This is a genomic window from Nitrosospira multiformis, from assembly GCF_900111585.1.
GTDB classification, from domain to species: Bacteria; Pseudomonadota; Gammaproteobacteria; order Burkholderiales; family Nitrosomonadaceae; genus Nitrosospira; species Nitrosospira multiformis_B.
Window position 1 is genome coordinate 256,731 of record NZ_FOHI01000003.1, and the last position, 24,325, is coordinate 281,055.

General features: G+C 52.8%; 22 protein-coding genes and 1 pseudogene. 10 read left to right on the top strand and 13 right to left on the bottom strand.

Going from position 1 to position 24,325, the window contains the following annotated elements; all coding sequences use genetic code 11:
- Positions 1-609: 609 nt before the first annotated feature.
- From BMW46_RS06550 to BMW46_RS15100, 7 genes and pseudogenes are all read right to left on the bottom strand, one after another.
- Positions 610-975: a DUF1493 family protein gene (locus BMW46_RS06550; RefSeq protein WP_177171045.1), complete on the bottom strand. Its 366-nt coding sequence runs from the start codon at positions 973-975 to the stop codon at positions 610-612.
- Between the two features lie 189 nt (positions 976-1,164).
- A pseudogene (locus BMW46_RS06555) lies at positions 1,165-1,317 on the bottom strand (Tn3 family transposase); the annotation flags it as partial.
- Between the two features lie 304 nt (positions 1,318-1,621).
- Entirely contained in the window at positions 1,622-1,828 is a 207-nt protein-coding gene (locus tag BMW46_RS15785; RefSeq protein ID WP_256376979.1) for a hypothetical protein, read from the bottom strand.
- Between the two features lie 273 nt (positions 1,829-2,101).
- On the bottom strand, positions 2,102-2,461 hold the full coding sequence (locus tag BMW46_RS06565) for a DUF768 domain-containing protein (protein ID WP_256376980.1): 360 nt from the start codon (positions 2,459-2,461) through the stop codon (positions 2,102-2,104).
- Between the two features lie 262 nt (positions 2,462-2,723).
- Entirely contained in the window at positions 2,724-3,065 is a 342-nt protein-coding gene (locus BMW46_RS06570) for a hypothetical protein (protein WP_218141765.1), read from the bottom strand.
- Positions 3,062-3,367: a HigA family addiction module antitoxin gene (locus tag BMW46_RS06575; RefSeq protein ID WP_074706280.1), complete on the bottom strand. Its 306-nt coding sequence runs from the start codon at positions 3,365-3,367 to the stop codon at positions 3,062-3,064. The genes BMW46_RS06570 and BMW46_RS06575 overlap by 4 nt, the downstream gene beginning before the upstream one ends.
- A gap of 71 nt (positions 3,368-3,438) precedes the next feature.
- Positions 3,439-3,630 carry a type II toxin-antitoxin system RelE/ParE family toxin gene (locus BMW46_RS15100; protein ID WP_177171046.1) on the bottom strand — a complete coding sequence of 64 codons (192 nt, stop codon included), beginning with the start codon at positions 3,628-3,630 and terminating at the stop codon, positions 3,439-3,441.
- Positions 3,631-4,190: 560 nt separating this feature from the next.
- Between BMW46_RS15100 and BMW46_RS06585 the strand changes: the two genes are divergently transcribed.
- On the top strand, positions 4,191-6,158 hold the full coding sequence (locus BMW46_RS06585; RefSeq protein WP_074706285.1) for a ParB/RepB/Spo0J family partition protein: 1,968 nt from the start codon (positions 4,191-4,193) through the stop codon (positions 6,156-6,158).
- A 206-nt stretch (positions 6,159-6,364) separates the two neighbouring features.
- On the opposite strand, the gene BMW46_RS06590 is transcribed toward BMW46_RS06585, so the two are convergent.
- From BMW46_RS06590 to BMW46_RS06610, 5 genes are all read right to left on the bottom strand, one after another.
- A complete protein-coding gene (locus tag BMW46_RS06590; protein WP_074706288.1) occupies positions 6,365-9,079 on the bottom strand; it encodes a 3-keto-alpha-glucoside-1,2-lyase-like domain-containing protein in 2,715 nt (904 codons plus the stop codon).
- A gap of 386 nt (positions 9,080-9,465) precedes the next feature.
- Complete coding sequence (locus BMW46_RS06595) at positions 9,466-10,164, bottom strand: DUF1826 domain-containing protein (RefSeq protein WP_081355703.1); 699 nt, start codon at positions 10,162-10,164, stop codon at positions 9,466-9,468.
- A gap of 10 nt (positions 10,165-10,174) precedes the next feature.
- Positions 10,175-10,552 (bottom strand): RNA polymerase-binding protein DksA, encoded by a 378-nt coding sequence (dksA, locus tag BMW46_RS06600; RefSeq protein ID WP_081355723.1) that lies wholly within the window; start codon positions 10,550-10,552, stop codon positions 10,175-10,177.
- A 135-nt stretch (positions 10,553-10,687) separates the two neighbouring features.
- Positions 10,688-11,953 carry a GTP-binding protein gene (locus BMW46_RS06605; protein WP_074706293.1) on the bottom strand — a complete coding sequence of 422 codons (1,266 nt, stop codon included), beginning with the start codon at positions 11,951-11,953 and terminating at the stop codon, positions 10,688-10,690.
- A gap of 115 nt (positions 11,954-12,068) precedes the next feature.
- Positions 12,069-12,911 carry an all3515 family Zur-repressed PEP-CTERM protein gene (locus BMW46_RS06610; protein ID WP_074706296.1) on the bottom strand — a complete coding sequence of 281 codons (843 nt, stop codon included), beginning with the start codon at positions 12,909-12,911 and terminating at the stop codon, positions 12,069-12,071.
- A gap of 153 nt (positions 12,912-13,064) precedes the next feature.
- Here BMW46_RS06610 and BMW46_RS06615 point away from each other — a divergent pair, with 153 nt between their 5' ends.
- From BMW46_RS06615 to BMW46_RS06655, 9 genes are all read left to right on the top strand, one after another.
- A complete protein-coding gene (locus BMW46_RS06615; RefSeq protein ID WP_074706299.1) occupies positions 13,065-13,442 on the top strand; it encodes a Fur family transcriptional regulator in 378 nt (125 codons plus the stop codon).
- Between the two features lie 846 nt (positions 13,443-14,288).
- A complete protein-coding gene (locus tag BMW46_RS06620; protein WP_074706301.1) occupies positions 14,289-16,046 on the top strand; it encodes a fumarate reductase/succinate dehydrogenase flavoprotein subunit in 1,758 nt (585 codons plus the stop codon).
- Between the two features lie 18 nt (positions 16,047-16,064).
- Positions 16,065-16,298, top strand: coding sequence for a 4Fe-4S dicluster domain-containing protein (locus BMW46_RS06625; protein ID WP_074706304.1), 234 nt, complete (start codon positions 16,065-16,067; stop codon positions 16,296-16,298).
- A 91-nt stretch (positions 16,299-16,389) separates the two neighbouring features.
- Positions 16,390-17,874: an ABC transporter substrate-binding protein gene (locus BMW46_RS06630; RefSeq protein WP_081355704.1), complete on the top strand. Its 1,485-nt coding sequence runs from the start codon at positions 16,390-16,392 to the stop codon at positions 17,872-17,874.
- A gap of 12 nt (positions 17,875-17,886) precedes the next feature.
- Positions 17,887-18,720 (top strand): ABC transporter permease, encoded by an 834-nt coding sequence (locus BMW46_RS06635; RefSeq protein WP_081355705.1) that lies wholly within the window; start codon positions 17,887-17,889, stop codon positions 18,718-18,720.
- Positions 18,717-19,580 (top strand): ABC transporter ATP-binding protein, encoded by an 864-nt coding sequence (locus BMW46_RS06640; RefSeq protein ID WP_256376981.1) that lies wholly within the window; start codon positions 18,717-18,719, stop codon positions 19,578-19,580. The genes BMW46_RS06635 and BMW46_RS06640 overlap by 4 nt, the downstream gene beginning before the upstream one ends.
- A 47-nt stretch (positions 19,581-19,627) precedes the next feature.
- Positions 19,628-20,632, top strand: a complete 1,005-nt coding sequence (locus tag BMW46_RS06645; protein ID WP_074706306.1) for a HEAT repeat domain-containing protein — start codon at positions 19,628-19,630, stop codon at positions 20,630-20,632.
- Positions 20,629-20,916: a gamma-butyrobetaine hydroxylase-like domain-containing protein gene (locus tag BMW46_RS06650; RefSeq protein WP_143121417.1), complete on the top strand. Its 288-nt coding sequence runs from the start codon at positions 20,629-20,631 to the stop codon at positions 20,914-20,916. The genes BMW46_RS06645 and BMW46_RS06650 overlap by 4 nt, the downstream gene beginning before the upstream one ends.
- A gap of 506 nt (positions 20,917-21,422) precedes the next feature.
- Entirely contained in the window at positions 21,423-22,949 is a 1,527-nt protein-coding gene (locus tag BMW46_RS06655) for a hypothetical protein (protein WP_256376982.1), read from the top strand.
- Between the two features lie 173 nt (positions 22,950-23,122).
- Here BMW46_RS06655 and BMW46_RS06660 read toward each other — a convergent pair whose 3' ends face one another.
- Positions 23,123-24,241 carry a rhomboid family intramembrane serine protease gene (locus tag BMW46_RS06660; protein WP_074706634.1) on the bottom strand — a complete coding sequence of 373 codons (1,119 nt, stop codon included), beginning with the start codon at positions 24,239-24,241 and terminating at the stop codon, positions 23,123-23,125.
- Between the last annotated feature and the right edge of the window lie 84 nt (positions 24,242-24,325).

The following is a 24,325-nucleotide window of genomic DNA, read 5'->3' on the forward strand; positions in this document are numbered from 1 at the left end:
ATCATAACTGCAGTACCTCCGGAATATGCCAAAAATGTATCTCTGCTACCTTTTGCTGCTCGGAGCTTTAACGAAGGCAGAGTGCAAGCGAGCAAGACCGATCTATCACTAGAGGTAGCCTTAGTGAGAGATGGGATTCATCTTGAGGTGGGCGGGTCTGGATGAGTGGGATTGCCGGATTGAGGGTAGCCAGCTAGGAAGATCACCAGTCAGACTCGAATCGAGTCAATTTAAACGAGCAATAACTTCTGTCATAAACTCCATCAAGCGGAGCTCCTTTTGGAGTCATTCTGGGTTCCCCGGCTTTATGGCGCCACTTCGGTTCTAAACCAAGGGGTACACATAATTCCGCAAGATCAAAAGATTGACTAAAGACTCGGAGGGATACTGCAAAACGAAACGAATGCATGGTATATCGCCTTATGGTAAATACGACTAGGATACGAATAGGCATGACAGGATACGAGCCAAATACGAATAGGATACGGCCGACATCTCTGGCGAAGACGCGGCTACTCTTGCCTTACTGCCCCTTTCGTGTAAGTTTGCCACTACCGACCCCATGCCCGCTGAAGACTTTACAGCGGATGCCTCCAGTAAACATGGTTGTCATTCGTGCGCCACCGCTCGCCACTGCTTGGTACGCATCACGTTTTCCATAATCTTCAATGTAAGCGGCAAGTACTCATTGCGTTGCCTGGCCAAATAGCCAGCAAAAGGCAGGATTGAGAACAGTGCACCAAGAAGCGCATTCTTCCCCGCAAACTCGGGTGGGAAGAACTTATCAAACTCGAAGCCACTCAGGTCTACGTGATAGTGATCTGCCAACTCTTCCATGTAGGTCTCAGCAATATCGCCATAAAGGCCAAGATCGTGATACATCCGCGTGTTGCCATTACACCGGGCGATCTTGCGTTCAGAGAGGCCGCAGCGCTTAAGGTATTCGCGCAATTCGATCGAGAGTTCGTTTGCCATAGACATCAATCGTAAGAGAAAGCGTCGTAGACTTCATAGGCCGCCAAGGCAGCACCGGCATACGGGACCTTCCGCAGAACCTCGGTGATCCCGTTTCGCGCCGCAACCGAGTACATGCCGCTCTTTGCCGCCGCATGATTCATCTGGCTAAAACTTGAGGTTCCCGTACCCGCAAGGCCTCCACCAGCAATGCTCCCAGCTCAGCGGCGACAGATGGGTAAGATCTCCGGGCACGGGATGATGCCCTTGTTTTCGAAGGTAATCGACAGCCCGCTGCAGATAGGTCGTGTTCCACAAAATAATGGCGGCGACGAGCAAATTCAAACCGCTCGCGCGGTGGCGGTGATGGGGTCAGCTCACGAAACGGAAAAATCGTACGCTAGTCAAATGAAAAATAATAAATTCAAGGATTTATAAAAGCGCTTGAACGTTGATTTTTGAGTAATCTGAATTCTTGTAAGATCTTATTATCAATAAGTTGTTAAATATTAACGTACTTTAAATTCCGTTTCGTGAGCTGACCCCAGATTGCCAATAGTCTTTAACTTTCAGCTTGGTCAGTTCCTCTCGACGTATGCTGTGATAGAGCAGGGTGAAAGAATGGCGCGGTCGCGCTTGCCCTTGAGAGTATTGGCATCGGGAGCACTTAGAAGTGCCCGCGCTTGGGCTCCCCGAGTGCCGGTATTTTTCCCTGTTGAGATTCCACTACCGGACGTTTGACGCCTTTGACCGGATTGTGCGTTACCGAATTGGATTCACACAAATGTTCGAACAAGGAAGCGAGCGCCGCCAGCTTCCTGCGGATGGTGGCGCCGGACAGTGATTTTTCCTCCAAGGTTTTGCGCCAGGCCAACACATGCGCTCGGGTGACGGTCCGAAAATCTTCCGGTCGATCAACGAGGAGAAAACACAAAAGGGAATTTTTCGTACGCTACGAGAATAGACGCCCGTACAATCAATAAGATGCGAGTCAAGCCAAGAGCGCTGAGGCTGCATGGCGGTTACATCAGAAGTGACTATATATCTTTTTTTTGTTTATGTATTTATGGCTTAAAGTACATAATATTCCTTTTCGTGTCTTCCCTCAACCAACGCGATGCCGGCCTGAAGACCAACCATGCGGGGCTCAGTCGCCATCTTCATTCTCCCGCGCAAGTTGCGACTTGAGATGAAAGGCATCGATGTCAAAGTCTCTGCTGTCCGAGACCGCGGCCAGTACCAGGGGCAAAACGCGCTCCCGCTCCTCCTCGGTCTCGAAGTTTGTGAAGTTGGCCGCAGCTGCCTCGGCGAACAGTTTCTCCGACAGCCGCTTTGCCTTTACTTCATGACTCTCTATGTCGGAATTGGCGCCGGGAGGGATGTTTTCCTCGATCCATGTTTTGGCCCACATCAGGAAGCGATTGCTCATGACTGCCCACCCATCTTCTGCGTTGAGTTCGGCGCCGGTCGCCCGGCGCACTGTGACTCGCCCGATACTGCGGTCCAAGTCAGTAAAAGCTTACTGCATAGCATTGAGAGACGCCGTGACGCCTAACCCTTCGCTCAAGCGGACCGCCACCGGGAAGCCGCTTAGCTCAACGTTAGCGCTATGAATCCTCTCCCAACATTTCCTCCTGAAGTTTATCACTATGTTACATGTGATGGGCCGATAGAACGAAAACTAATTGTAAATGTTAAAGTCTCAAATAAGTGTAAGGGTAATTAAACTGATGAGACACCTTGCGATTGAAGCTATAAAAGAATGTGAATTAGTAGATCCGCCAGTAAGCTGGTTTACGCCGTAATCTCACTAAATGAATCCGTTCAATAAATTGTTTTCCCTCCACCTCTCCCTCTACCACATGCGACAGTTCTCCGTATTGCCTCGAAGCCTTGCTACCCCATCGACGCATAAGAACCCAATCGCCTAGTAGATCAAGAACAAGCTCAGCCTCATACCAGCGCTGCGCCGTTTCCCAACGGGCACGGATAGAACCTGTGGCCAAAAGCCCTACTTCTGATCCTTTTTCTGTTCCTTTCCTGCTTTCAGAACTACTTTGAAGATCGGCTCTGGCACTTTTATTTTCCCAATTCTTTCCCGAAATCTTCACTGGCCTCCTGGGGCCGGATGCGGTTGGACAACCTGGTTGACGATAATGGTGTCGGCCCGTGCCTCGACTTGGGCAAGATCGAAAATCATCTGCAGCCGCATCCAGAAAGCAGGAGTGCTTCTCATGGATTTTGATAGCCTTACCGCCATCTCCGGCGATATGCCGGCTTTTTCGTTGATGAGACTGGGCAGGGTAGGCCGTGACACGTTTAACGCCTTGGCAGCCTCGGTAACGCTTAAATCCAGCTCTTCGATCGTGCTTTTCACAATCCGGCCAGGATGAACAGGATTCTTCATGGCCATTTTCAGCTCCTTCAGTGGTAATCGGTTAAGTCCAGGTCTTGCGCCGCTCCATTCTCGAAGCGGAAAATAATCTACCAGTTTCCGGTAACGCGAACACTCCAGAGTCCCTTGAGGTTACCAGTCAGAGGATGAAGCCTGTAACCGGGGATATTAGCTTCCTCGATAGTCTCAGCAGCCTCCAGAATTGTGAGAATTTCCTCAACCCGTTGCCGCTGCCACGTAGCATCCCTGACTTTACTGCGCTGCCAAGTGCTGTAACGCAATACGTAACAGCAGCTTAGGATGAACTCTATATCGAAATAGGGTTATGTTCGGTTTTCCCATCCGCTTCACCTTCCCTCAATATCCCAATCCTTGTCTTCACTGAATCGCTTCTTCATATTCGCCTCTACGTCAAAATTAACATGGAGGCAGTAAGCGTTTGGTTACAAAATTCTTAGCAGATCAACTCCTTCCAAGAAGCAGATGACTTGCCTCGCTCGTTCGGTCAACTGGCGCATGCCTTGCGGAAAGCGAAACGGTCAGCGGTGGTTCAGCATTTTTGAATAGATAATGAATTGCCGGGTGCCGGAGGGACCGGAAACCAAAAAAGATGCCATAAGGCAAAACTCCCATCCTCTCTGCCTATCGGATGGATAAAGACGAAACCGTTTCTGGAACCGGGAAGGATTCGGGGATAATACGTTCTGGATTATCACGGAAGCGGATCACGGCGTGACGGCATACCTTTTGCCGAAGATCATTAATGCCGATACCGGTGCTTGATAGCACTGATACCACCGGCTTTTCTTTTCCGTTTTATTTAAGCACCCCTAGGAGAACCATGATGGAAACCATCGAAACCACTCTTATCCGCATTCCGATAAAAAAACTCGTCGTCTCGCCCCTGAACGTTCGCAAAAAACAGGGAACCGGCATCGAAGAATTGGCCGCCCTGATCGCTTCGCAGGGATTGATCCACAACTTGGTCGTTACCGTGCAGCAGAAAAAGGGCAGGAAAAGTGGCAAGTATGAAGTGATTGCCGGCGGCCGCAGGCTAGCCGCCTTGAACCTGCTGGTGGCCGATGGGCGGCTGTCGAAAGACCATGAGGTGGATTGCCGCGTGGTCGAGCACAAAGAGGCGCTGGAAATAAGCCTGTCAGAGAATAGTGGACGGGAGCACATGCATCCCGCCGATCTCGTCATGGCCTACCGCAGCCTGATAGATGCGGGATTTGCACTGGATGAGATTGCTCCCCGCTTTGGCGTCTCTCCACTGACCGTCAGGCGTTACCTGAAACTGACCAAGGTCTCCCCCAGGATTTTCGCGCTGTATGCCGAAGACAAGATGAGCTTCGAGCAGATAACGGCATTGGCGCTCACCGATGACCACGAATTGCAGGAGCGGCTCTGGCACAACACGCCGGAGTACCAGCGCAATGGTGCAACTTTCCGGCGGCTCATCACCGAAACCGAGATCAACATACGGACGAGCCCGCTTGCCAGATTCGTCGGAGTAGAGGAATACGAAGCCGCAGGAGGCGTGATACGGCGTGATCTTTTCGGGGAAGAGGACGACGGTTATATGCAGGATGCCGAATTGCTCGAATCACTTGCCCTGGAAAAACTCAACCAGTCGGTCGAGCCGCTGAAGGAGAAAGGATATGCGTGGGTGCAGGTTCGCACCACCTTCGACTATTCCGACAGGGCCGAATTCTCGCAGATGCGGATAGTCAGGCGTGAGCCGACCGCGGCGGAGCAGGCCAGGATGGATGCGCTGGAAGCGGAACTGGAAGCCATCGAAGCCGGATACGATGCCTCCGATGAGGAGCGGGGCAGAACAGGGGAACTCTACGAAGCCACAGAGAAAAAGAAAAAAGCGGGGCGCATTCGGGATGAACTGACGAAGCTTACCGAATCGCTGGAAGAAATTTATCCAGATGATCTTGCAATTGCAGGAGCCATTGCCACTGTCGACCACGAAGGCAAGCTCCGTATCGAGCGGGGTCTCATCCGCAAGGAGGACATGAGGAAGCAGCCGAAGGAATCAAAAGAACCAAGGGAATCGAGGGAACCAAAGGAACCAGGAGAGTCAGGGGAGCGGGAAGCGGCAGGGATCGAAGGAGCCGGTGGCGAGAAACCGGTCCATTCGGAAAAGCTGACCCGCATGCTGACCGTGCATCGCACGGCTGCCGTGCAGGCAGCCATGACGAATCGGCCGGAAGTTGCGCTCGCTGCCCTCGTGCACCGGATGGCGGTACAGATTTTCTCAAATAGCTCCGCATCAAATCCTATCCTGCAGATCAGCGTCGAGGAAACCCGTCTCAAGCCGGATGCGGAGGGTATCGAACAGAGCAAGGCAGCGGCCGCACTTGCAAAAAAGCGCCGGCAATGGCAGAAGCGTATCGATGCGGCAGGGCGAAGCGGCAAGACTCTGTTCGAGTGGCTATTGGAGCAGTCGCAGCAAGACCTTCTGGATCTGCTGGCTTTCTGCACGGCGGTTTCGGTCAATACGGTGTCGGAGCGGGAAAGCACACCGCCGCAGGAAGTCACCGCACTCATGACCGCCTTGAATCTGGACATGGCCGACTGGTGGGAAGCGACGGGGGAGAGCTATCTGTCCCATGTCAGCAAAGACCGGCTCCTTACGATTGTGGCGCAAGCGGTTTCGCCCGAACATGCACGGAGCATGAATGGGCTCAAGAAAGGCGACCTGGTGCGGCAAGCAGAGCAGGTACTATCCGGTATAAAGTGGTTGCCGGATCATTTCAAAGTGACTAAAACCCGTACAGGCAAACAAAGTGACGCGTAGATTGCCTTTTGCCGGCTGTTCCAGACGAGAATGCTCCAGCGGCGAGAACATACTCATATCGCTCGAGTGGGATTAAGGGTTCAGCAAATACAATAACGAGGAGAGGTCAAAACGCGGAATGCTCGCGAAGAAGGCCGGCAACTGCCATGATAAGGCTGCGTACAGCAAGAGCCAGCGCGTTGATGGCAGTGCTTTTTACGATGCTTTCAGGGTGTCTTGATACGTATATGCCGCCAGGCCAGGGTACTGCCCGGATACACCTGTATTCCGATGAAACCTGGAGTTCGACCACGCTCTCCATCAGTATTGTCAAATGAAGTGGTCTGCTGTCGTACGCCGGTCTGGACATTGGTTAGAAAAACCTTGTAGCTATTGCCCTGTACCTCGATTTCGTATTCGAACCAGACACCAGGAACAAGCGCGGGCCCAGGGGTGTAATTCTGTATGGCAGGCTCGTTGAAGTTCAGGTGCCAGACGTGATCGCCGGCTTGAATCTTGTATATGGCACCCGTCCGGTTTTTGAACAGGCCATCTGGCTCAGGCCTGATTCCATAGAAATCCTTACCCGAGTCGCCCCGCGCGTTGTCATCGATCTGAACCTCAAAGCCCGCTACGACTGGCCTCCATGCCGCGTTGCCTGCATCGAAGAACGGCTCATTCGGGATACGGGTTTTGAGCGCATCTACAAGTTCAAGTGTGGGACGCGGAAAGCGAACGAAGACGCCGCTGTTATGGTTCGCAGTGTCGAAGATACGGAACTGGAGGCGCAATGTAAAATCGCTAAAGGCTTCCTTGGCGTAATAAAAAAGTCTCAGTCCGCCATCCCCGTAACTTACCATCTCGCCGTTCAAATGAAGCATGCCTCCGCCCCCCGGGCCGGCAAGGTACCAGTCCTTGAAGGTCTTATCCGTACCGTCGAATAATGGGCGAAAACCAGCCTCGGGCTGGGGGCTGATGATCGCCTCCAAGCTGGGCAGCACGCTGCTGTTGAGCAGCTCGGCAGTGCGACGGCACAGTGCGACGCCAGTGAGCATCGGGTTTGGGGAGCCCATCGTTGGAAAGAGCGCAGGGCTGGCGATGTAGCAGTTGGTGGTATCGTGGATGCGGCCGAAGTCATTGGTAACGGAATCGGCGATATCGTCGCCCATGCGCATCGTACCGGTGTCGTGATGCGTCGTGCCCAAATCGTCGCGGCGGTTCCTGAATGCGCCAAGTAAGGCGAGCCGTTGCGCTCTGCTTCCCGTCGGCACCGGAATGGCGCTCGATTGGGTGGGGAGAATCTCGAATGGCTCATTTCCTGCGAAGATCAGCGCGATCTTGTCAGACACGGCATCCATTTCATCCCAGGTAGCCCGGTCGATGTTCGTTTCGTTACTGCCTGGAAAGGCTTCCGGTGCTGCTTTTGCATTTCCAAGATGGACAACCGCCTTTGGGCGCCCGAATTCGGTCTCGAGCGTGGACAGATCCACGAAGCTGTCCGGGTTGCGCGGCTTCATCTCGCCGATGCCGCGAATCGTGATCACGACGGTTTTATCGTTGGCGCGAAGCATGCCCTCCAGATGTTCAAGAGTTGGAATTTTCTTGAAGAGCTCTGCCTCGGCGTCGGTACCCAGTTCGTTTAAGCCTGAAGCCGTGATCTGAAAGTGGAATGTACTTCCGCTGGCTGCCTTGCCTTTCACGAATAGGGCGGAACATTGGAGGCTATTGAACGGTTCGGGAGGGAGGTTTGCTTCAATTGCCTTCCTTGGCACACGAATGGTCAAGTTCGAGCGCAAATGAGCGATGAGATTTGAGCCCATGCGCTGGGCGGCACGGCCTGCGAGTGACTGCTGGAATGTGGTGAGTGCCACACGTGTCGTTTCGACTGTGCCGAGCGCAATGATGGCTGTACTTTGCCGGCCCTCTCGCGGGGGTGCAAGTGGAATATCCACGGATATCCCGTTTTGCCAGACGCGCACCCCCGTGACACGCACCCAATTGTCCGCCTGGGTCTCAGTGATGAGTTCCTGTACATGGCAGTCCGGAACGATCATGAGCCTCTTGCGCGCGTCCGCTATTGTCCCTGTACCATCAGCCTCGCGGTTTGCGAGCCGCGCGGCGCGAATGAGACCAGGCACCGCGCTGAATTTGTTCGTTGGAAATAGTCCTGATTCAGTCCTGGATTGGACTGCGAGGGGCGCTTCAAGTTTGAGCAGTTCAAGCAATTCTGCTTTTGATGTCCTGTTCCCGGCAGGAAGATCCAGCCATTTGCGCAACAGGGCGACGTTGATGGGGCCAAGCGTGGAATCGTGATAACGTACACTGGGGTGATCAGGCAGATCCGCGAAGGAAAAGCCGGTTTCGTTACCGGGCGTTTTAAGGCCAGCATGAAGTTGCTGGCGTAACGCGGTGTGAAGCGGGCCGAAAATGAAGTCATTCGTCGCCGTGACCCCGATCTGGTCACTTGACTGCTCGAAATATCGAGTGCGCAGGTCATCGCGTGTGGTTTGGGGCCAGGCGGCCCACTCTAAGTCGAGCAACTCAGGCGACCAGCCGCCCCAGGTCAGTGAACGCCCTCCAATGGCGAAGATCAGTCCGCTGTAGTTGAGTGCCGGGTGATTTACCCATGGCACGCGCAGGTCCGGAGCGCCTCCCATAAACGGCATGTTCTGCATGTGCTCGGGCAGCACGAAAGGTCCAGCCTCCAGCACGAGGATTCGGCGGCTACGTGTGCCGTCTCCTCCAGCATCGGTTACGAAAAGATGTTCGGCGATAGCAGCGCCGAAGGTTCCCCCACCGACAACGATCATGTCGAACGCGCGTTGTCGGCCAGCAATGGTTTGTGTAGTGCTATCAAATGCTTCCTGCAAGGTATTGCAGAGGTACCTCCCCATATTGTCCAGGGTGAACGAGGTCGATTCAGAAGTCAGCGGCTGGGCCATATATATCCTCCTGATTCATTTCAATCACTACAGGAAACAGTCAATCCTGCATTAAATAAACGAGCTTGCTTGAGAAGCCGGAACTTCCAAACATTATCTGCTTCGGGGGTTACACCAAAGTTAATTTATTCCCGCTACTTGGGGGATTCCTTTTACTTTACGAGACTGAATGGATAACTGCTGACTTTGGATTTTGTTTATCCTTTTAACCTTAGTTTATAAGCTGCGCATGTCAAGAAAGGACGTGCCAGACGAGTTGCATGACAAATGGCTGGGAGGGTAACCAGAGAGGATATCCTGCCTACAGTGCTGATACCGATAGCACTGAGATAAAGGTTCGATGGTTAAAAATGTGTTGCCGAAGGAGGAATAGGAAAGGGATAAGATTAGCCGAGGTTGCTACCCCAGACTGCATCCATTACAAGAAGGACACGGGATTGACCTGCGGCGACGGCAGGAGAACGATGGATCGCACCTCCTTGAGAGTTCCCCTGCCATAGAGACCCCTTGAGGAGGGTAATGTCGAAGGGTGCTGTCGCTTCGACCCTGGTTCTTTCCTCAAGCAGACTGGAAGCGCTGTCAGCAAAACCAGGGGAGTTCAGCTCAGGTTTATCACGATCAATCCGTTCGTCATTGATCCACTCCGTTCCCTGTCCATGATAGGTGCAAACCAGACGAATACCTGTGCGATCGACATGAAAGCGGGGACACATTGCTTTATCAAGCACTTCCAGACGCAGAGCAATTTCATTACATCCCATGAGGTCAGAGTAAAGCTCCGCAATGAAGCGCACATCCTCAACCATTGCTTCTCGACCGGAAAGCGGAGGCAGAAAATCCGGTGCGAGACCTTCATCAGAACGGATAACCGTTAGAAACCCGTTTCCGAAAAGGTTATTTTCCAATCCCTGTTGTATGTAGCGATCCACAATGTTGTTGGCATCTCGCTGGCATATCACGATCTGGGTGAAGCGATGGAATATCCGTATCAACTCCTCAAGCTCAGAGGTGATATATGCGTACGGTTGGGGTTCCCAATCTTGGGTCAGATTGGGAGAAAGCGCCTTGGTTACTGGGACGGCCATACTATATCCCTCACGGTTCTTCTAACGCTACGGCACCATGAGTGCGTTCAAGCAACTCGTGGCGTTCCTGGGCTTCGATGCACAGGTTGGCAGTTGGCCTTGCCAGTAGGCGGGGAATACCGATAGGATCGCCTGTTTCCTGGCACCAGCCATAAGTCCCGTCTTCAATGCGTTGAAGCGCCTGCTCGATCTTTCTCAGCAAGTTGCGTTCCCGATCCCGTACCCGGAATTCCAGCAGAAATTTTTCCTCCCTGCTGGCGCGGTCATTGAAATCGGGCTCTGTGGCTACCTCCTGCATCTGCTCCAGCGTACGTCGCGCACACTCCAGCAGTCGCTTCCGCTCATCCTCCAGGCGAGCACGAAAGAATTCCAATTGCTGAAGAGACATGTACTCCTCTGGCGGGGTGGCCAGAAGTGATTTTTTTAAGGAAGAAAGCTGATCGGTTTTCACGGTTGATTGGCGTGGCTTGTCACTTCTCCGGCTGATGACATACTGGTAAAGATGTCTGGGGAATGACTGCACTCATGTGTATTCTGGTTCCCCTTCTGAAGCGAGAGCCAACGGTGTCCATTGGGGAAACTGGTCCGGCATCTTGCGCCAGTAATCGATACCCTTGCGAACTTCGGCAGCTTCAAGCTGACATTCCGCAAATGCCTGCTCTATGGCTTTCAGGTCCTGGGCGCGATCCCTAAAACGACCAATGAAAACCACTTCATTGATCCTGTCCCCATAAGGCATGTGCCAGGATTGCTCTATTGCGTGGCGCTCTTCGCTGCCCTTCGCCGGCCATCGTTCCTCCGGGACAGCGGCCCACCATCGTCCCACCGGTTCCACAGCAGCAGTATTGCCACAACGCGAATACGAGATTACCCAGTCAGGGCGGCTGGCCAGCCAGACGTAGCCCTTTGCTCTCAGGATCCCGGGCAAGGGTTTTTCGAGGAAAGCGGCGAAGCGCTGCGGATGCAGCGGTTCAGGCAGGCGTACAATGAAACTGCTGATCCCGAATTCTTCCGTTTCCGGAGTATGCTCGCCCGCCAATTCCTTGAACCAGCCCGCCATTCTGCTGGCACGATCAAGGTTAAACCGATTGGTACCGAGCACCTTGTTCAAGGGGACGTTTCCGCGGTGGGCATGAATGATTTCCGCCGTCGGATTCAATGCCTTGATCACGCCGATCAACTCGTGGAGTTGCGCAGGCGTCACCCTGTCCACCTTGTTTATGACGATAACGTCCGCAAATTCCATCTGCTCGGTTAGCAGGCCGGCCAGCGAACGGTCGTCCTCTTCGCCCGCCACTTCCCCGCGCTGGGCGAGCAACTCCTCGCTGGTAAAATCTTTCAGCAGATTTTCCCCATCGACGACCGTTACCATGGTATCGATGCGAGCAATATCATTGAGTGAGTTTCCATTTTCATCTCGAAAATCAAACGTGGCGGCAACAGGCATGGGTTCCCCGATCCCGGTCGACTCGATCAACAGGTAATCGAAGTGGCGCTCGGCGCAAAGCTTGCGCACCTCGGTCAGGAGGTCTTCGCGCAAGGTACAGCAGATACAGCCGTTGCTCATCTCCACCATTTTTTCTTCAGTGCGCGATAAAGCGGCACCCGCATTCTGAGTGCCTATAGCTACAAGTGACGCGTCAATGTTGATTTCGCTCATATCATTCACGATTACTGCCACGCGCAATCCTTCGCGATTGGCCAGAATGTGGTTGAGCAAAGTGGTTTTACCTGCTCCGAGAAAACCGGACAGCACGGTGACCGGCAGGCGTTGATCGGTTAGCGTCATGATGATCCTGGTTGATTTGGCCGAATGGAGTCTCACCCATCGATCCGCTTGTTCTAATTTCGGACGTGCTTCCTCAGAATGAGACTTTTATTTACGGGAAAGAGCAGGGGAAGTATCAGTAGTGCAGCCAGCGCACCCGCCTTCGCACTATCGATCCCGACAGGAGCAAACCCGCCAGGAGCATTGCGTAAGTGTGCGGCTCGGGTACAGGAGAAACAGCGAAATCGAAATGAAAGGTGCCTGAGTCCAGGACGGACGAACCTGTTTCCGTATTCAGCAATTCGAAAGTTGCCGAGTAAATGCCCGCTGGAGCCGCTGCATCGACCCAATAAACCGGCTTGAACTCGAAATCATTGCCTGCTCCGAGGGTAAATATATTGCCGCCGCCGTAGATGTGCTTCGTCATTTCCGTCCCGATATGTAGTCCAGGCGTGCTCTCGACCAGCTTGAGTCCGATTTCCACATCGTTCAATTGACCTGACCAGCGGTTATCACTGCTGTGGAGAAGAACGTCTTCCATACTGCCTGAGGGGTGGTTGGCAAGTGACTGAATGGAAGCTATGCCGAGATAGCTATATTCCGAACTGCTAACATTTGTTCGCAACGTATCTGCGTAGATTCCATTCCCTTGTGCCAGCGGAAGAGGTTCTTCCTTGGAAGAAATCTCAGGAATGCGATTATTCGTGTTGGTTGACAGTATGTCGGGCGAAGCGGCTGGCCCAGTGTAACTGTATGTCCCGATCCCATGGAAATGGTTGCCGTGATCGAGCAAAAGAGTCAGGCGGTTCGAGTTCGGATTGGATAATCCGGCATACGTCCCGGAAGCTATCGTTGACAGCCCATCATAGCCAATATAAAACCCGATTCCCTCATCATGCCTCGAAGTTGCCGAAGAGGGGAATGGCGTCAGCGCCAAAGCGACCAGTCCCAAGATACTGCTTTTCGATGTAAGGCTCATCTATCTCCTCTTTCTTCAGTTATTGTTAATGATAACAATATATCAATAGCAATAGTATCCGGTCAAGGCTGCTGATGACATAATAGGAGTTAAGAGGCTGGCGAATCGGATAATATCTATATAGATATGGGACGATATTGTTGAGGCAAATCCATGGAACGTAATACTCGGCAGCGGGATGCAATTCTTGACGTTATTTCAGGGGCAGGAAGGCCGCTTTCGACACAGGAAATACTTGCGGCAGGAAAGGCTGCGGTACCCTCTCTGAGTATTGCTACCGTTTACCGGACATTGAGGGATCTCGTGGCAGAAGGACACATACTGCCCGTCAAGCTGCCAGGTGAAGCGGACCGATACGAAATAGCCAGGCTGGATGACCACTATCACTTCAAGTGCAGTACCTGCAGCAAGGTATTCGACATTCACGACAGCATCAAAAAGAACAATCTTCACGTACCCCGCAACTTCGTGATCGATAAATATGACCTGATTCTTTATGGGCGGTGTAGCGATTGCGTTCCCAAACATTGAAATCTATCAAAGCTACCGCATTCCCAGTCCTTTCTACCCGGCGAAATGTCCTTCAAGACGATCTATTCTTTTTTCTGCTATTCGATAATCTTTTCGCAATAAGAACTTAAGCCTCTTCAAGGCAGGCTTGGCAAGTTTGCTGAACAAAGCGCCGGTGAGAAATCCTGCTTGCTCTTTCTATTGCATTCAAGCGCTATAGAGGCACTATCCAGTAAATATTCCCCGTAATTACTCCTTATCCTGGTTATTTCCCGGTGATCGAAATTCCTGTATTTCCTAGAGCGGAATGTTAGCCAGTTCGAGTTTCATCGATCACACATCAAGAATTCCCGAAGACCTCCCCGCGATAAATCACGCTCCCGGCTCGAAAACTGCATTGGCCAGCTTCCGGGTTGATGATGCCCGCAACACGGCTCATAGCTTAATTTCTGATAATGAAATCAGATTTTATTGTTTTTAATTTATTTTCTACCTGAGTAGTATCTGCATACCCCCAGCATCACTTGTATAGCAGAGAGGCGGAAATCATCCATGAATTACCTTTTACTGAGTCGTCACCCGGAAGTTGTCATCCGGATCCGGCTTACCCTGCCATCCTCTGCATCCTCGTAGGGACGCAAATTCGTAGTACACGAACAGTGCCTCTGAACAGCGCCTTCTGAACAGCTTCAAGGCAACCTGGAGAACCAAGGGATTTTCAAAATTTCCGGCAAAGGATGTTAATGGCTAAAACCAAGGCTGTGCCTAAAAAAGCGGATGAAATGAAACAAATGGCTGTTCTTGAAAAACATATGACCGCCCTTCGTACGCTGAACCCGGCGTACTGACCCCTGGCAAGGACTATTCATGCAATCTCATGTTCAGACAGTGGATGTACTCATCATCGGTGGCGGCACTGCAGGTCCTATGGCTGCGGTCAAAGCCAAGGAGGCCAATCCGGAACTGCGGGTACTGCTGTTGGAAAAAGCGAATGTCAAGCGCAGCGGCGCGATTTCGATGGGTATGGATGGCTTGAATAACGCGGTGATTCCAGGGCATGCCACGCCGGAACAGTATGTAAAGGAAATCACGATAGCGAACGATGGCATCGTCAACCAGAAAACCATCATGGCCTATGCGCGGAACAGTTTTTCGATGATCGAAGAGCTGGATCGATGGGGCGTGAGGTTCGAAAAAGATGAGACCGGCGACTATGCGATGCGGAAGGTCCATCACATGGGGACTTATGTACTTCCCATGCCCGAAGGCCATGATATCAAGCGGGTGTTATACAGGCGCTTGAAGCGCGCCCGAGTCAGCATTACCAATCGCCTCGTCGCCACCCGCCTGTTGATCGCCGCAGATGGAAGCGTGGCGGGTGCGATGGCATTCGATTGCCGGACGGGAGATTTTCATGTCATCCGCGCGAAGGCGGTCATTCTTTCGACAGGAGCGGCGGGAAGATTGGGATTGCCCGCGTCCGGTTATCTTTTCGGGACGTATGAAAATCCGACCAATGCAGGGGATGGCTATAGCATGGCGTATCACGCAGGTGCCGAGCTGAGCGGTATCGAATGCTTCCAGATCAATCCCCTGATCAAGGATTACAACGGCCCTGCCTGTGCTTATGTAACAGGTCCTCTTGGAGGGTATACCGCCAACAGCAAAGGTGCGCGTTTTATCGAATGCGACTACTGGAGCGGGCAGATGATGATGGAGTTTTACCGCGAGCTGCAGAGCGGCAACGGTCCCGTCTTTTTGAAACTGGACCACTTGGCGGACGAAACCATCAGCACCATTGAAACGATCCTGCATACCAATGAACGGCCCAGCCGGGGGCGTTTTCACAAGGGCAGGGGAACCGATTATCGCAAGCAGATGGTTGAAATGCATATTTCGGAAATCGGCTTGTGCAGCGGACATTCGGCTTCAGGGGTGTGGGTCAACGAGCACGCGGAAACCACGGTTGAAGGTTTGTATGCAGCGGGCGACCTGGCCTGCGTGCCGCACAATTATATGCTCGGAGCATTCGTGTACGGAAAAATCGCGGGTGAAAGCGCGGCAGCGCGTTGCGCTGGCACGCCCTTGGCAGATATCGACGAAATCCAGGTGGAGCTGGAACAAGCACGAGTGTCCGGACCGCTATCGCGTGCAGACGGCCTGCCGCCATCCCAGGTGGAATACAAGCTGCGCCGCATGGTCAACGACTATCTGCAGCCGCCTAAAGTTACCCGAAAGATGGAAATAGGGCTGGCCCGATTTGAGGAAATAAGAGCGGATCTGGATCGCCTGATTGCGCGTGATCCACATGAACTGATGCGCGCATTGGAAGTGCATGCTATCCGTGATTGCGCCGAACTGGCTGCACGCGCCTCGTTATATCGCACGGAAAGCCGCTGGGGCTTGTACCACAACCGGGTTGACTACCCGGATCGTGACGACCGGGAGTGGTTTGTCCATGTGCAGGTGAAAAAAATCAATGGCGCAATGACTTGCTTCAAGCGTCCGGTCGATCCGTACATTATCAACCCGGACGAACACGAAATATCGGCATACCAACAGCTGCGCATTCATGAAAACGCAGCCGTCAAGACAAAAACCGAAACGGATGTCGCCCCTGTTTAAGGAATGTAAGGAGAACCTATGCCAACCGCTTTCACGTCTGCCAGCCTCCCCGTCCGTATCAATGAAGATCTATGCATTGCGGACAAGGGTTGCAGCGTATGCGTCGATGTTTGTCCATTGGACGTGCTTGCCATCGATCTCACTAAGGGAAAGGCCTATATGAAATTCGACGAGTGCTGGTACTGCATGCCTTGCGAAAAAGATTGCCCGACCGGTGCAGTAACCGTGGATATTCCATATCTCTTGCGTTGAGGGTAAGCGCGGACCCTGACCTCCGGTTTGCACGAGATGGAATCGAGGGAGGGATTGTGCTGATTGATATTGACAACCGCTGGGAGCGGACATGAACTTCCAAAAAAAACTGATTAGCCTCGTATTCAGCATGTCGTTCATAAACGTAAACGCGGCACATGCTGAAACTATTCGCATTGCAATCGGCACGCAGGATACCACCATTAATTGCGCCGCTGGCGGGGTGCTGATTCGAGAACTGAAATTACTGGAGAAATACCTGCCACGCGAGGGTAAGTATCAGCACGCCGAGTATGACATCCAGTGGAAAAATTTCACCTCCGGTGCCCCCTTGACGAACGAAATGGTGGCGGGAAAGCTTGATATCGGGTCGATGGCAGATTTCCCCGGCTCGTTCAATGGCGCGGCATTTCAAAAAGCCGGCAAGCAAAGCCTTTTTATCAGCGTCTTGTCCGGCAGCACCTCGGGCAGCGGCAACGGCATTGTCGTTCCTAAAGCTTCCACCGTGCATTCTCTTGCCGAGCTGAAAGGAAAGACCATTTCCGTGCCATTTGCCTCAACCTCGCACGGTATGCTCCTGCGTGCCGTTGCTCAGCAGGGCTGGGATCCGGACAAGGATGTGACCATCATCACGCAGTCACCGGAGGTAGCGGGCTCAGCGCTTCGAGCTAACAAAATCGATGCACACGCCGATTTTGTGCCATTCGCCGAGCTGTTTCCCTATCGCGGCTTTGCCAGAAAGATCTATGACGGTTCTCAAGCCCATGCTCCGACCATGCATGGCAGCCTGGTGAACGCCGAGTACGCCAATAAATACCCCGAGATCGTTACCGCATTCCTGCGCGCGGCAATCGAAGCCGACCGGCTACTGGTGGCGGAACCGGAGAAATACAGCACGCTTATCTCCAGGGTAACCGGAATCGAAGCCGAGATCATTTACCTGTTCCACGGTCCCCTGGGGCTGCAGACGCGCGATTTCACATGGAAACCCGAATACCGGCAGGCGATCAAGACCTCAATCGAAACGCTGCGGTTAATGAAGCGAACAGCCGTCGATCTCGATGCGGAGAAGTTCATTGACGATCGTTATATCCGCGCTGCGTTCAGGCAGGCAGGACTGGATTACGAAGCCCATCTGAAAAATTATTCCCGGTTGCCGCTCAATGCCAGGGATGCCCGCACAGGCCAGCCCATCACCGACAGCAAGCGTGTTGCCCAGATATGGGTTAAAGGAGAACCGCTGGTGCGCCACTATGCCTCGCCGGAATCGGCATTTGCCGATCTAAGTGCGCTGGAAAAAGCAGGCAAACAGGTTCGCGTTGCCTATGCCCAGGACAGTAATAACGGCATCAAGCTGCTTGCTGGTGATGCCTGGTTCGTCCAGAGTAAAAACGGCATCAGCGCATTCCTGCTGAAAGAGGATGCCAAGGCCCAGGTCCGGGCCGAGGGAGGTGCCGTGCTTGATTTTCGCGCAGCAAAATCTGCTGCAACCGCCGGAACTGCGGAAGTCGCTCATACAGCCGGCATCACGAATGCCTTTGCCAGGTCGTCGCCTGCCTCTGCACATGCCAAATAAAGGAGTGCAAACATGAGTAGCATTACCGAAGCAATAGCTATTTCGTCTGAAAAGATAAGACCTCATCAACTTGAAGTCGAGCGCCTGGTACGGCGTATCTCCTCGATCGGCATCTGCGTTCTGGCATGGCACCTGGCTTCCACGCACCATGTAGATCTGGGGTTAGTAACTTTTCAGAATGTGCCTTCTCCCCAGGAAGTACTGGCAGCCGGATGGGAATTGCTCCAATCCGGGAAAATAGTCTCTCACCTGACAGCAAGCATGTCACGCGTATTCAGCGGGTACTTGATAGCGGTTGTGACAGGTATTGCACTCGGACTGATAATTGGTCGCTCGCGTACTTCTGGAGACACATTGCTGCCGCCCCTGGAAATGTTGCGACCCATTCCCGCGGTTGCCTGGATTCCACTATCAATCCTCATGTTTCCGTCCTCCGAGCTGTCAATGATATTCATCACATTCACCGGCGCCCTGTTTCCGATTCTTCTCAATACCATTCATGGGGTGGAGGCTATAGATCCGCGACTGATTGCATCCGCACGCAGCCTGGGGACAGGCCACGGTGCGATATTTACCGAAGTGATTTTGCCAGCGGCGGCGCCGAGCATATTTACCGGCTTGTCGATCGGTATGGGAACCGCCTGGTTTTGCCTGGTGACGGCAGAAATGATAGCGGGTCAGTTCGGTATCGGTTACTACACCTGGGCCTCGTACACCGTCCAGAATTATGCCGAGATCGTGGTGGGCATGCTGCTGATTGGTTTATTGGGCATGACGAGCAGCCTAGCGATACGGAAGCTTGGCAATGCGATGATGCCGTGGCGGGTTTCCGGGGCGAATAAATGATGAATCTGCTGGCTGAAAGCAGCCCGGTGCCGGCGATACAGGGTCAAATGCAGGGTCAAATAGACATAAAAAACCTGCATATACGGTTGGGGCACGGGAAAAACGAATTTGAAGCGGTGCAAAACGTATCCGTCTCGATCCAGCCCGGCGAGTTTGTTTGCCTGCTAGGGCCCTCAGGTTGTGGAAAATCGACGCTGCTTGGCGCACTCGCCGGTCATCTCGCACCCTGCAGCGGCAGCATCCAGGTTGATGCCCAGCTTGTCAAAGGACCGCACTCCGATCGCGGTCTGGTGTTTCAGCACCACACGCTTTTCCCTTGGAGGAAAGTGATAGACAACGTTGCCTTCGGCCTCAAGATGAAAGGCCTGCCGCGTGCGGAACGCCATGAGCGTGCACGTGAACTATTGAAACTGGTGGGATTGGCTGGATTCGAACAGCACTATCCCTCCCAGTTGTCCGGAGGAATGCAGCAGCGGGTAGAGATCGCCCGCGTGCTCATCAATCATCCGCGCGTCATGCTGATGGATGAGCCTTTTGGCGCACTGGATGCACAAACGCGAATGATGATGCAAGAACTGCTGCTGGATGTATGGGAGCGTATCAGGACCACCATCTTGTTTATTACGCATGATATCGACGAAGCTCTGTTTCTGGCTGATCGCATCCTGGTTATGAGTCCTCGGCCCGGCCGGATCATTGAACAGATTCCCGTTGTATTTACTCGTCCACGCCAGTCCGAGATATGGACATCGGATCATTTCATTCATCTCAAACGCCGGTGCCTGGAATTGCTGCACCTGAAAAATGCGGATTTTCCGTTGCGACGCCTTACTCCATTGGGGACAGCTCCTTACCCTTGAGGGTGAGAAGGCAGATGACAGTACGTACATCATGAGAGAACACGAATATGAGCTTCGAGGATAATCCAGAATTACATAATATACGGACGCGATTAAGGGCGACCGATAGTGAGGTGCGGCGCATTGCGCTACTCGATATCTCGGATTTCGAAGGTGATGACCACGTAACCCTTATTGTCGACAGCTTACGGGATCCTGTGGCGTCCGTTCGGCTCCAGGCCGTGCAGGCGCTCGAAGCGTTTGAAAACGAGCTTAGCATCCCGGCGTTGATCGCTGTTCTGGATGATCCTGATGCTTCAGTCAGGGAAGCTGCAGCCCAAAGCCTGCGCGAATTGAAACAGCCCGAATCGGCACGATTCCTGCTTCCACACCTGAAGCACCCGAACGCATTCGTGCGGGCTGCGCTGTTCCGCGCTTTGCGCGAGCTGCGCATCAAGGAAAGTTCATTGCCCGCGCTCGCCGCATTATCTGATGAAGATGCAGCCGTGAGACGCGAGGCGGTGGCGGTGCTGGGCTATCTGAAACAACCCGAGGTGCTACCCGCCCTGGCTGCCCTGGCTCGTGAAGATCCTGAATCCGAAGTGCGGCGGGCGGCTATTGGCGCAGTAGGCTTTGCCTCCGGCGAAGCTATATTACCTGCCCTGTTGAGCGGTTTGAGTGATGGGGCATGGCAAGTGCGTGAAGAAGCGGCAGGCACCATTGGCAAGCGGCGGCTGGGGAATGCGCTTGAGCCGCTCATCGCGGCACTCGATGATGCTTACTGGCAAGTTCGACTAAGTGCTGCGAGGGCACTGGGTTACCTGCGGGATTCCCGGGCGGTGCCTGCATTGATAGTCACACTTGATCATCCCATCAGTAATTTACGTAAGGAAGCGGCGCTGGCTTTAGGTGAGATAGGCGCTTCCGGAGGCTTGCCTGCGCTCAAACAAATCGAGAATGATGCGGACCCGGAAGTCCGTAAATCGGCACGCCTCGCGATTGCCCAAATCCAGACAGCCAAGTCCCGTGAATCTTCAAGAGAGACCCTCGAAACGATAGGGCTTGATCCTTGATCCACGTCGAGACCATTTCCAGTCATACCCGTACTGGAACACTGGAGATTCTCTGGAGCGACGGAAGGCAGCAGCGGCTTACCCATGCCTTTTTACGCACCTGCTGCCAATGTTCCCACTGCAAATCTTTTCACTTGCAAGGAAAAACCGGCGACGTGCTACCGGAGCAATTACGCATTACTGAAATTCGCCCCGTTGGAATGTATGGCGTGCAATTGATATTCAGTGATGGGCATGATCGCGGCATTTATCCCTGGACTTATCTCCGCGACCTGGCGCAATGAGGAAGATTTGGGGACAGATCGATTGTAGATAAGGATTTCGCCATGCCCTGAAAGCAGTTCGTGCGTTAATTCCCACTTCTCTCCGTTTCCCCGTCGAAATTGTTTTGTCATATAGCGAGGTGAATATCTTATTCCCGTTATATGACAAAGGGCGCATGCCCTTTCCAAAAATACTTCTTCTTCATATTTCCATTCTTTTCCAGGTCTTGCCAATTTGTAATTAGATTATTGATTAAAACTGAAAATCTCATCGATAAAAAAGAGATAAGCAAATGAAATATTATCTGTTCCATATAAAAACATGGAACAGATAATATCTGAAAAACATATGCCGTATCCCTGTTTTTTCCGAATTTTGATTTCGAGTCTGTCTGATGAGATTCAGTCTTCAATTAATGCTTTTGTCATGTTTTCTCCTGCCTGCTTCTTTGTATGCCAATGACAGGAAATCTCCAATCTCACCCGCAAATTCGGATGACGGGTCTTTTCAGGAGAGCGCTATCGATTTGTATGTCGATACTCGAACAAAGCAGATTTATGCGGAGCCTGGGGAGGGACGCGTACGCATGGGTACTTTCGAGAGGGTTGCAGACAAGCCTTTAAAACCAGCCGCCGCTGATAACCGAGGCGAAGCAACTGCCCCTGGCAAAGGTAAAGACGAAGGAGGAATGCTTCCGCGGGACGCTCCCAAATCAGTGGAAAAAGTGCAGGAAGCTGGTCCGGAAAAACCCGAAGGAGGATTTGGTTATGCAAAATGGAAGGAAAAGGATCCGTTTAAATTCAATTTGAACGAGGATGGCAGTCAATATATCAAATTTGGGATGCTGAACCAGCTTTGGCTGCGATATGAGCAGAACAATCCGGGATCACTCATATTGAATGAGCCGGTAGATGATACAACAGACATCGGTCTGCGTCGGACCCGTCTCGTATTGCAAGGGCAACTCACCGATCGTACCTATTTTTATGTGCAGTACGGGATGAACAATTTCAACTTCCTGTCTCAAGTGAACGGCGACAGGCACATCGACCATTATTTTCATGATGCCTTTGGTGAACTGCGCCTGACTCAGGGTCATCAACTCATCGCAGGAGGCGGACTGACCATAGCCAATGGACTTTCACGTTTCACTAATCCCAGTGGCGCCACCATTATGACCATGGATTTACCGATCTTCGCTCAGGCCACGGTGGATCAAACCGACCTGTTCAACAGAAAATTAAGCATCTACCTGAGAGGGCAGATCGGCAAATTCAATTACCGGGTGATCGCGAGCGATCCTTTTCCCATAACGACCAGTGGTAAACCCCCTGTTCCTATTTCCCCCGATCACGCCACTTTTGCCAGAGATACTCATACAAAACAGTTTCAGGGTTTTTTCTTGTGGAATTTCTGGGATATCGAACCCATGACCAATCCATTCATGCAAGGCACTTACCTGGGGAAGAAGAGTGTATTGAACCTGGAGGCTGGATTCATTACACAAAAAAATGCCACCTGGACAGGCACTGAGGCGAATCCCCATTTCCACGACCTAAATTTCTGGTCAGTTGCCGGCTACCTTGACGCACCCATCGACAAGATAAAGGAAACGGCGATTTCGGCCTACCTCGGATACTTCAACCTGGATTACGGACCTGCATATATCCGGAACAATGGCGTGGGTTTAAACTCCGCCAACGGACTCAGCCCGGAAGGCGGAAGCTTCAATGGATCCGGCAACGCCTTCCCCATGTTTGGCACAGGAGATGTGTGGTACGCTCAACTCGGACATCTGTTGCCCAGAAATTTGCTCGGCTCAAACAATGGGCAATTGATGCCGTACGTCTCGCTCATGAGCGCCAACTACGAGCGCCTGCACGACCAAATGAACGTTTTCAACGTGGGGATCAACTGGTTTCTGAAAGGACACAACAGCAAGTTTACTTTCGATTATCAGAACAGGCCTATATTCAATGCCAACGGCTCCGGCGATATTGTCAAGACTTCCAGCAGAGATCAGTTTGTACTGCAATATCAGATTGCTTTCTAAACCGTAGCCCTTCCATGCAGATATTTATCCGATTGTCTCGCTTGAAATCCAGCAAAGCCCATGATTCCCGGCACGCAATCGGCTTTTGCGACTCGTCTTATCCTATCCCGGAATCCCTTCTCCCCAGGTTTGACCCGGGTTGTTATCTTCGCGAAACGCGGGATCGGGCAGCGTCAGCGGGGTAGGGCGGACGGGGTTGGCGGAGAGAGCTTGGGTAACTGGAGCGGCTGCCTCGCCATTTCCAGCGCGTGGCGGATTTGCGCGGGATTGTGGGTGCGCAGACCTTCCGCAAGCGCGCGGGACGCATCCCTGCGGCGTTCGGCGTAGTCTCGCAGCATTTCTACCGTAGCGGCAGAAGGCAATGCGGGATCAGGTGGAAGTTCCGAAAGCTGCTCGAAGCTTTCTTCATAGGGATTACCCACCGCAGTATCGATTTGTCCCGCCAGTTCGTCAAAGGAGATTCCTCCTCTCCTGGCCTCATCGAGTATATGCTGCCAAGCCTGGGTGATTGCCCGGTCATCGCGCAGAAAATTGCCGATTTCCTTGCGCGCCAATACTTCCTCGCTCCACTTATAGGCGGGAGGTGGAATCCGAACGATTAGCGTGAAGAGGGCCAGTGCAAGAATGCTTATAGCGGAAAGGCGACTGCTGAACACGTGAGAAGACTTTCCGCTCATCCTGGCGGGGTCTGCAAATATTATTCCACCCAGCAGACCGGTCACGAAGCCGCCGATATGAGCAGCGTTATCGATACCGGTAATTGCGAGGCCCAGCCCAAGGCTGACAATTGCAAAAGCCGTGGCGCCCCAGAAAAACCATCGGAACTCCTGGGGGTGCAGCCTGCCGCGCTCGCGCCAGAGAAATACCAGCAGGGCGCCATATAGGCCGAAAATGGCGCCTGAAGCGCCGCCGGAGATGGCCAAGCCTTTATGGGCAACCAGCGAGAGCAGATTGCCGGCAAGACCGGTGGCAAAGTAGAGGGCGGTAAAGCGCGCGTGCCCGTACATGCGTTCAACCAGTTGGCCTGCATCCCAGAGCGCCCAGAGGTTTAATGTGAGATGGACCAGCCCAAAATGAAGGAACATGGCGGTCCCGAGGCGCCACCACTCCCCATCCTGGGTAGCGGGACCGAAATTGGCGCCCCAAGCGAGTTGTACGCCGTTGGATGAGTGCCACAAGCCTGCTCCGCTGGCAAGCATCGCTACAAAGATCAGCAGGTTGGTCGCCACCAGCAGCTTCGTTACTGGAACTCGAGGAACCTGCCGGTGAAGAAGATCATGGAGTGACAGCATGGAAGGTAGACCTGTTCTTCTGGAATCATTATGATGCATGAGGATGAAACGTATTGATGCAATAAGGAATAACAATCCCTCTCT

What these genes read in the sequence shown, in the direction of transcription:
- BMW46_RS06595 (WP_081355703.1), bottom strand. Translation starts at nt 10,164, where the DNA reads ATGGCCGTCCCAGTAACCAAGGCGCTTTCTCCCAATCTGACCCAAGAT.
- BMW46_RS06615 (WP_074706299.1), top strand. Translation starts at nt 13,065, where the DNA reads ATGGAACGTAATACTCGGCAGCGGGATGCAATTCTTGACGTTATTTCA.
- BMW46_RS06610 (WP_074706296.1), bottom strand. Translation starts at nt 12,911, where the DNA reads ATGAGCCTTACATCGAAAAGCAGTATCTTGGGACTGGTCGCTTTGGCG.
- BMW46_RS06645 (WP_074706306.1), top strand. Translation starts at nt 19,628, where the DNA reads ATGAGCTTCGAGGATAATCCAGAATTACATAATATACGGACGCGATTA.
- BMW46_RS06605 (WP_074706293.1), bottom strand. Translation starts at nt 11,953, where the DNA reads ATGACGCTAACCGATCAACGCCTGCCGGTCACCGTGCTGTCCGGTTTT.
- BMW46_RS06620 (WP_074706301.1), top strand. Translation starts at nt 14,289, where the DNA reads ATGCAATCTCATGTTCAGACAGTGGATGTACTCATCATCGGTGGCGGC.
- dksA (WP_081355723.1), bottom strand. Translation starts at nt 10,552, where the DNA reads ATGTCTCTTCAGCAATTGGAATTCTTTCGTGCTCGCCTGGAGGATGAG.
- BMW46_RS06630 (WP_081355704.1), top strand. Translation starts at nt 16,390, where the DNA reads ATGAACTTCCAAAAAAAACTGATTAGCCTCGTATTCAGCATGTCGTTC.
- BMW46_RS06640 (WP_256376981.1), top strand. Translation starts at nt 18,717, where the DNA reads ATGATGAATCTGCTGGCTGAAAGCAGCCCGGTGCCGGCGATACAGGGT.
- BMW46_RS06660 (WP_074706634.1), bottom strand. Translation starts at nt 24,241, where the DNA reads ATGCTGTCACTCCATGATCTTCTTCACCGGCAGGTTCCTCGAGTTCCA.
- BMW46_RS06575 (WP_074706280.1), bottom strand. Translation starts at nt 3,367, where the DNA reads ATGGCCATGAAGAATCCTGTTCATCCTGGCCGGATTGTGAAAAGCACG.
- BMW46_RS06590 (WP_074706288.1), bottom strand. Translation starts at nt 9,079, where the DNA reads ATGGCCCAGCCGCTGACTTCTGAATCGACCTCGTTCACCCTGGACAAT.
- BMW46_RS06550 (WP_177171045.1), bottom strand. Translation starts at nt 975, where the DNA reads ATGGCAAACGAACTCTCGATCGAATTGCGCGAATACCTTAAGCGCTGC.
- BMW46_RS06635 (WP_081355705.1), top strand. Translation starts at nt 17,887, where the DNA reads ATGAGTAGCATTACCGAAGCAATAGCTATTTCGTCTGAAAAGATAAGA.
- BMW46_RS06625 (WP_074706304.1), top strand. Translation starts at nt 16,065, where the DNA reads ATGCCAACCGCTTTCACGTCTGCCAGCCTCCCCGTCCGTATCAATGAA.
- BMW46_RS06585 (WP_074706285.1), top strand. Translation starts at nt 4,191, where the DNA reads ATGATGGAAACCATCGAAACCACTCTTATCCGCATTCCGATAAAAAAA.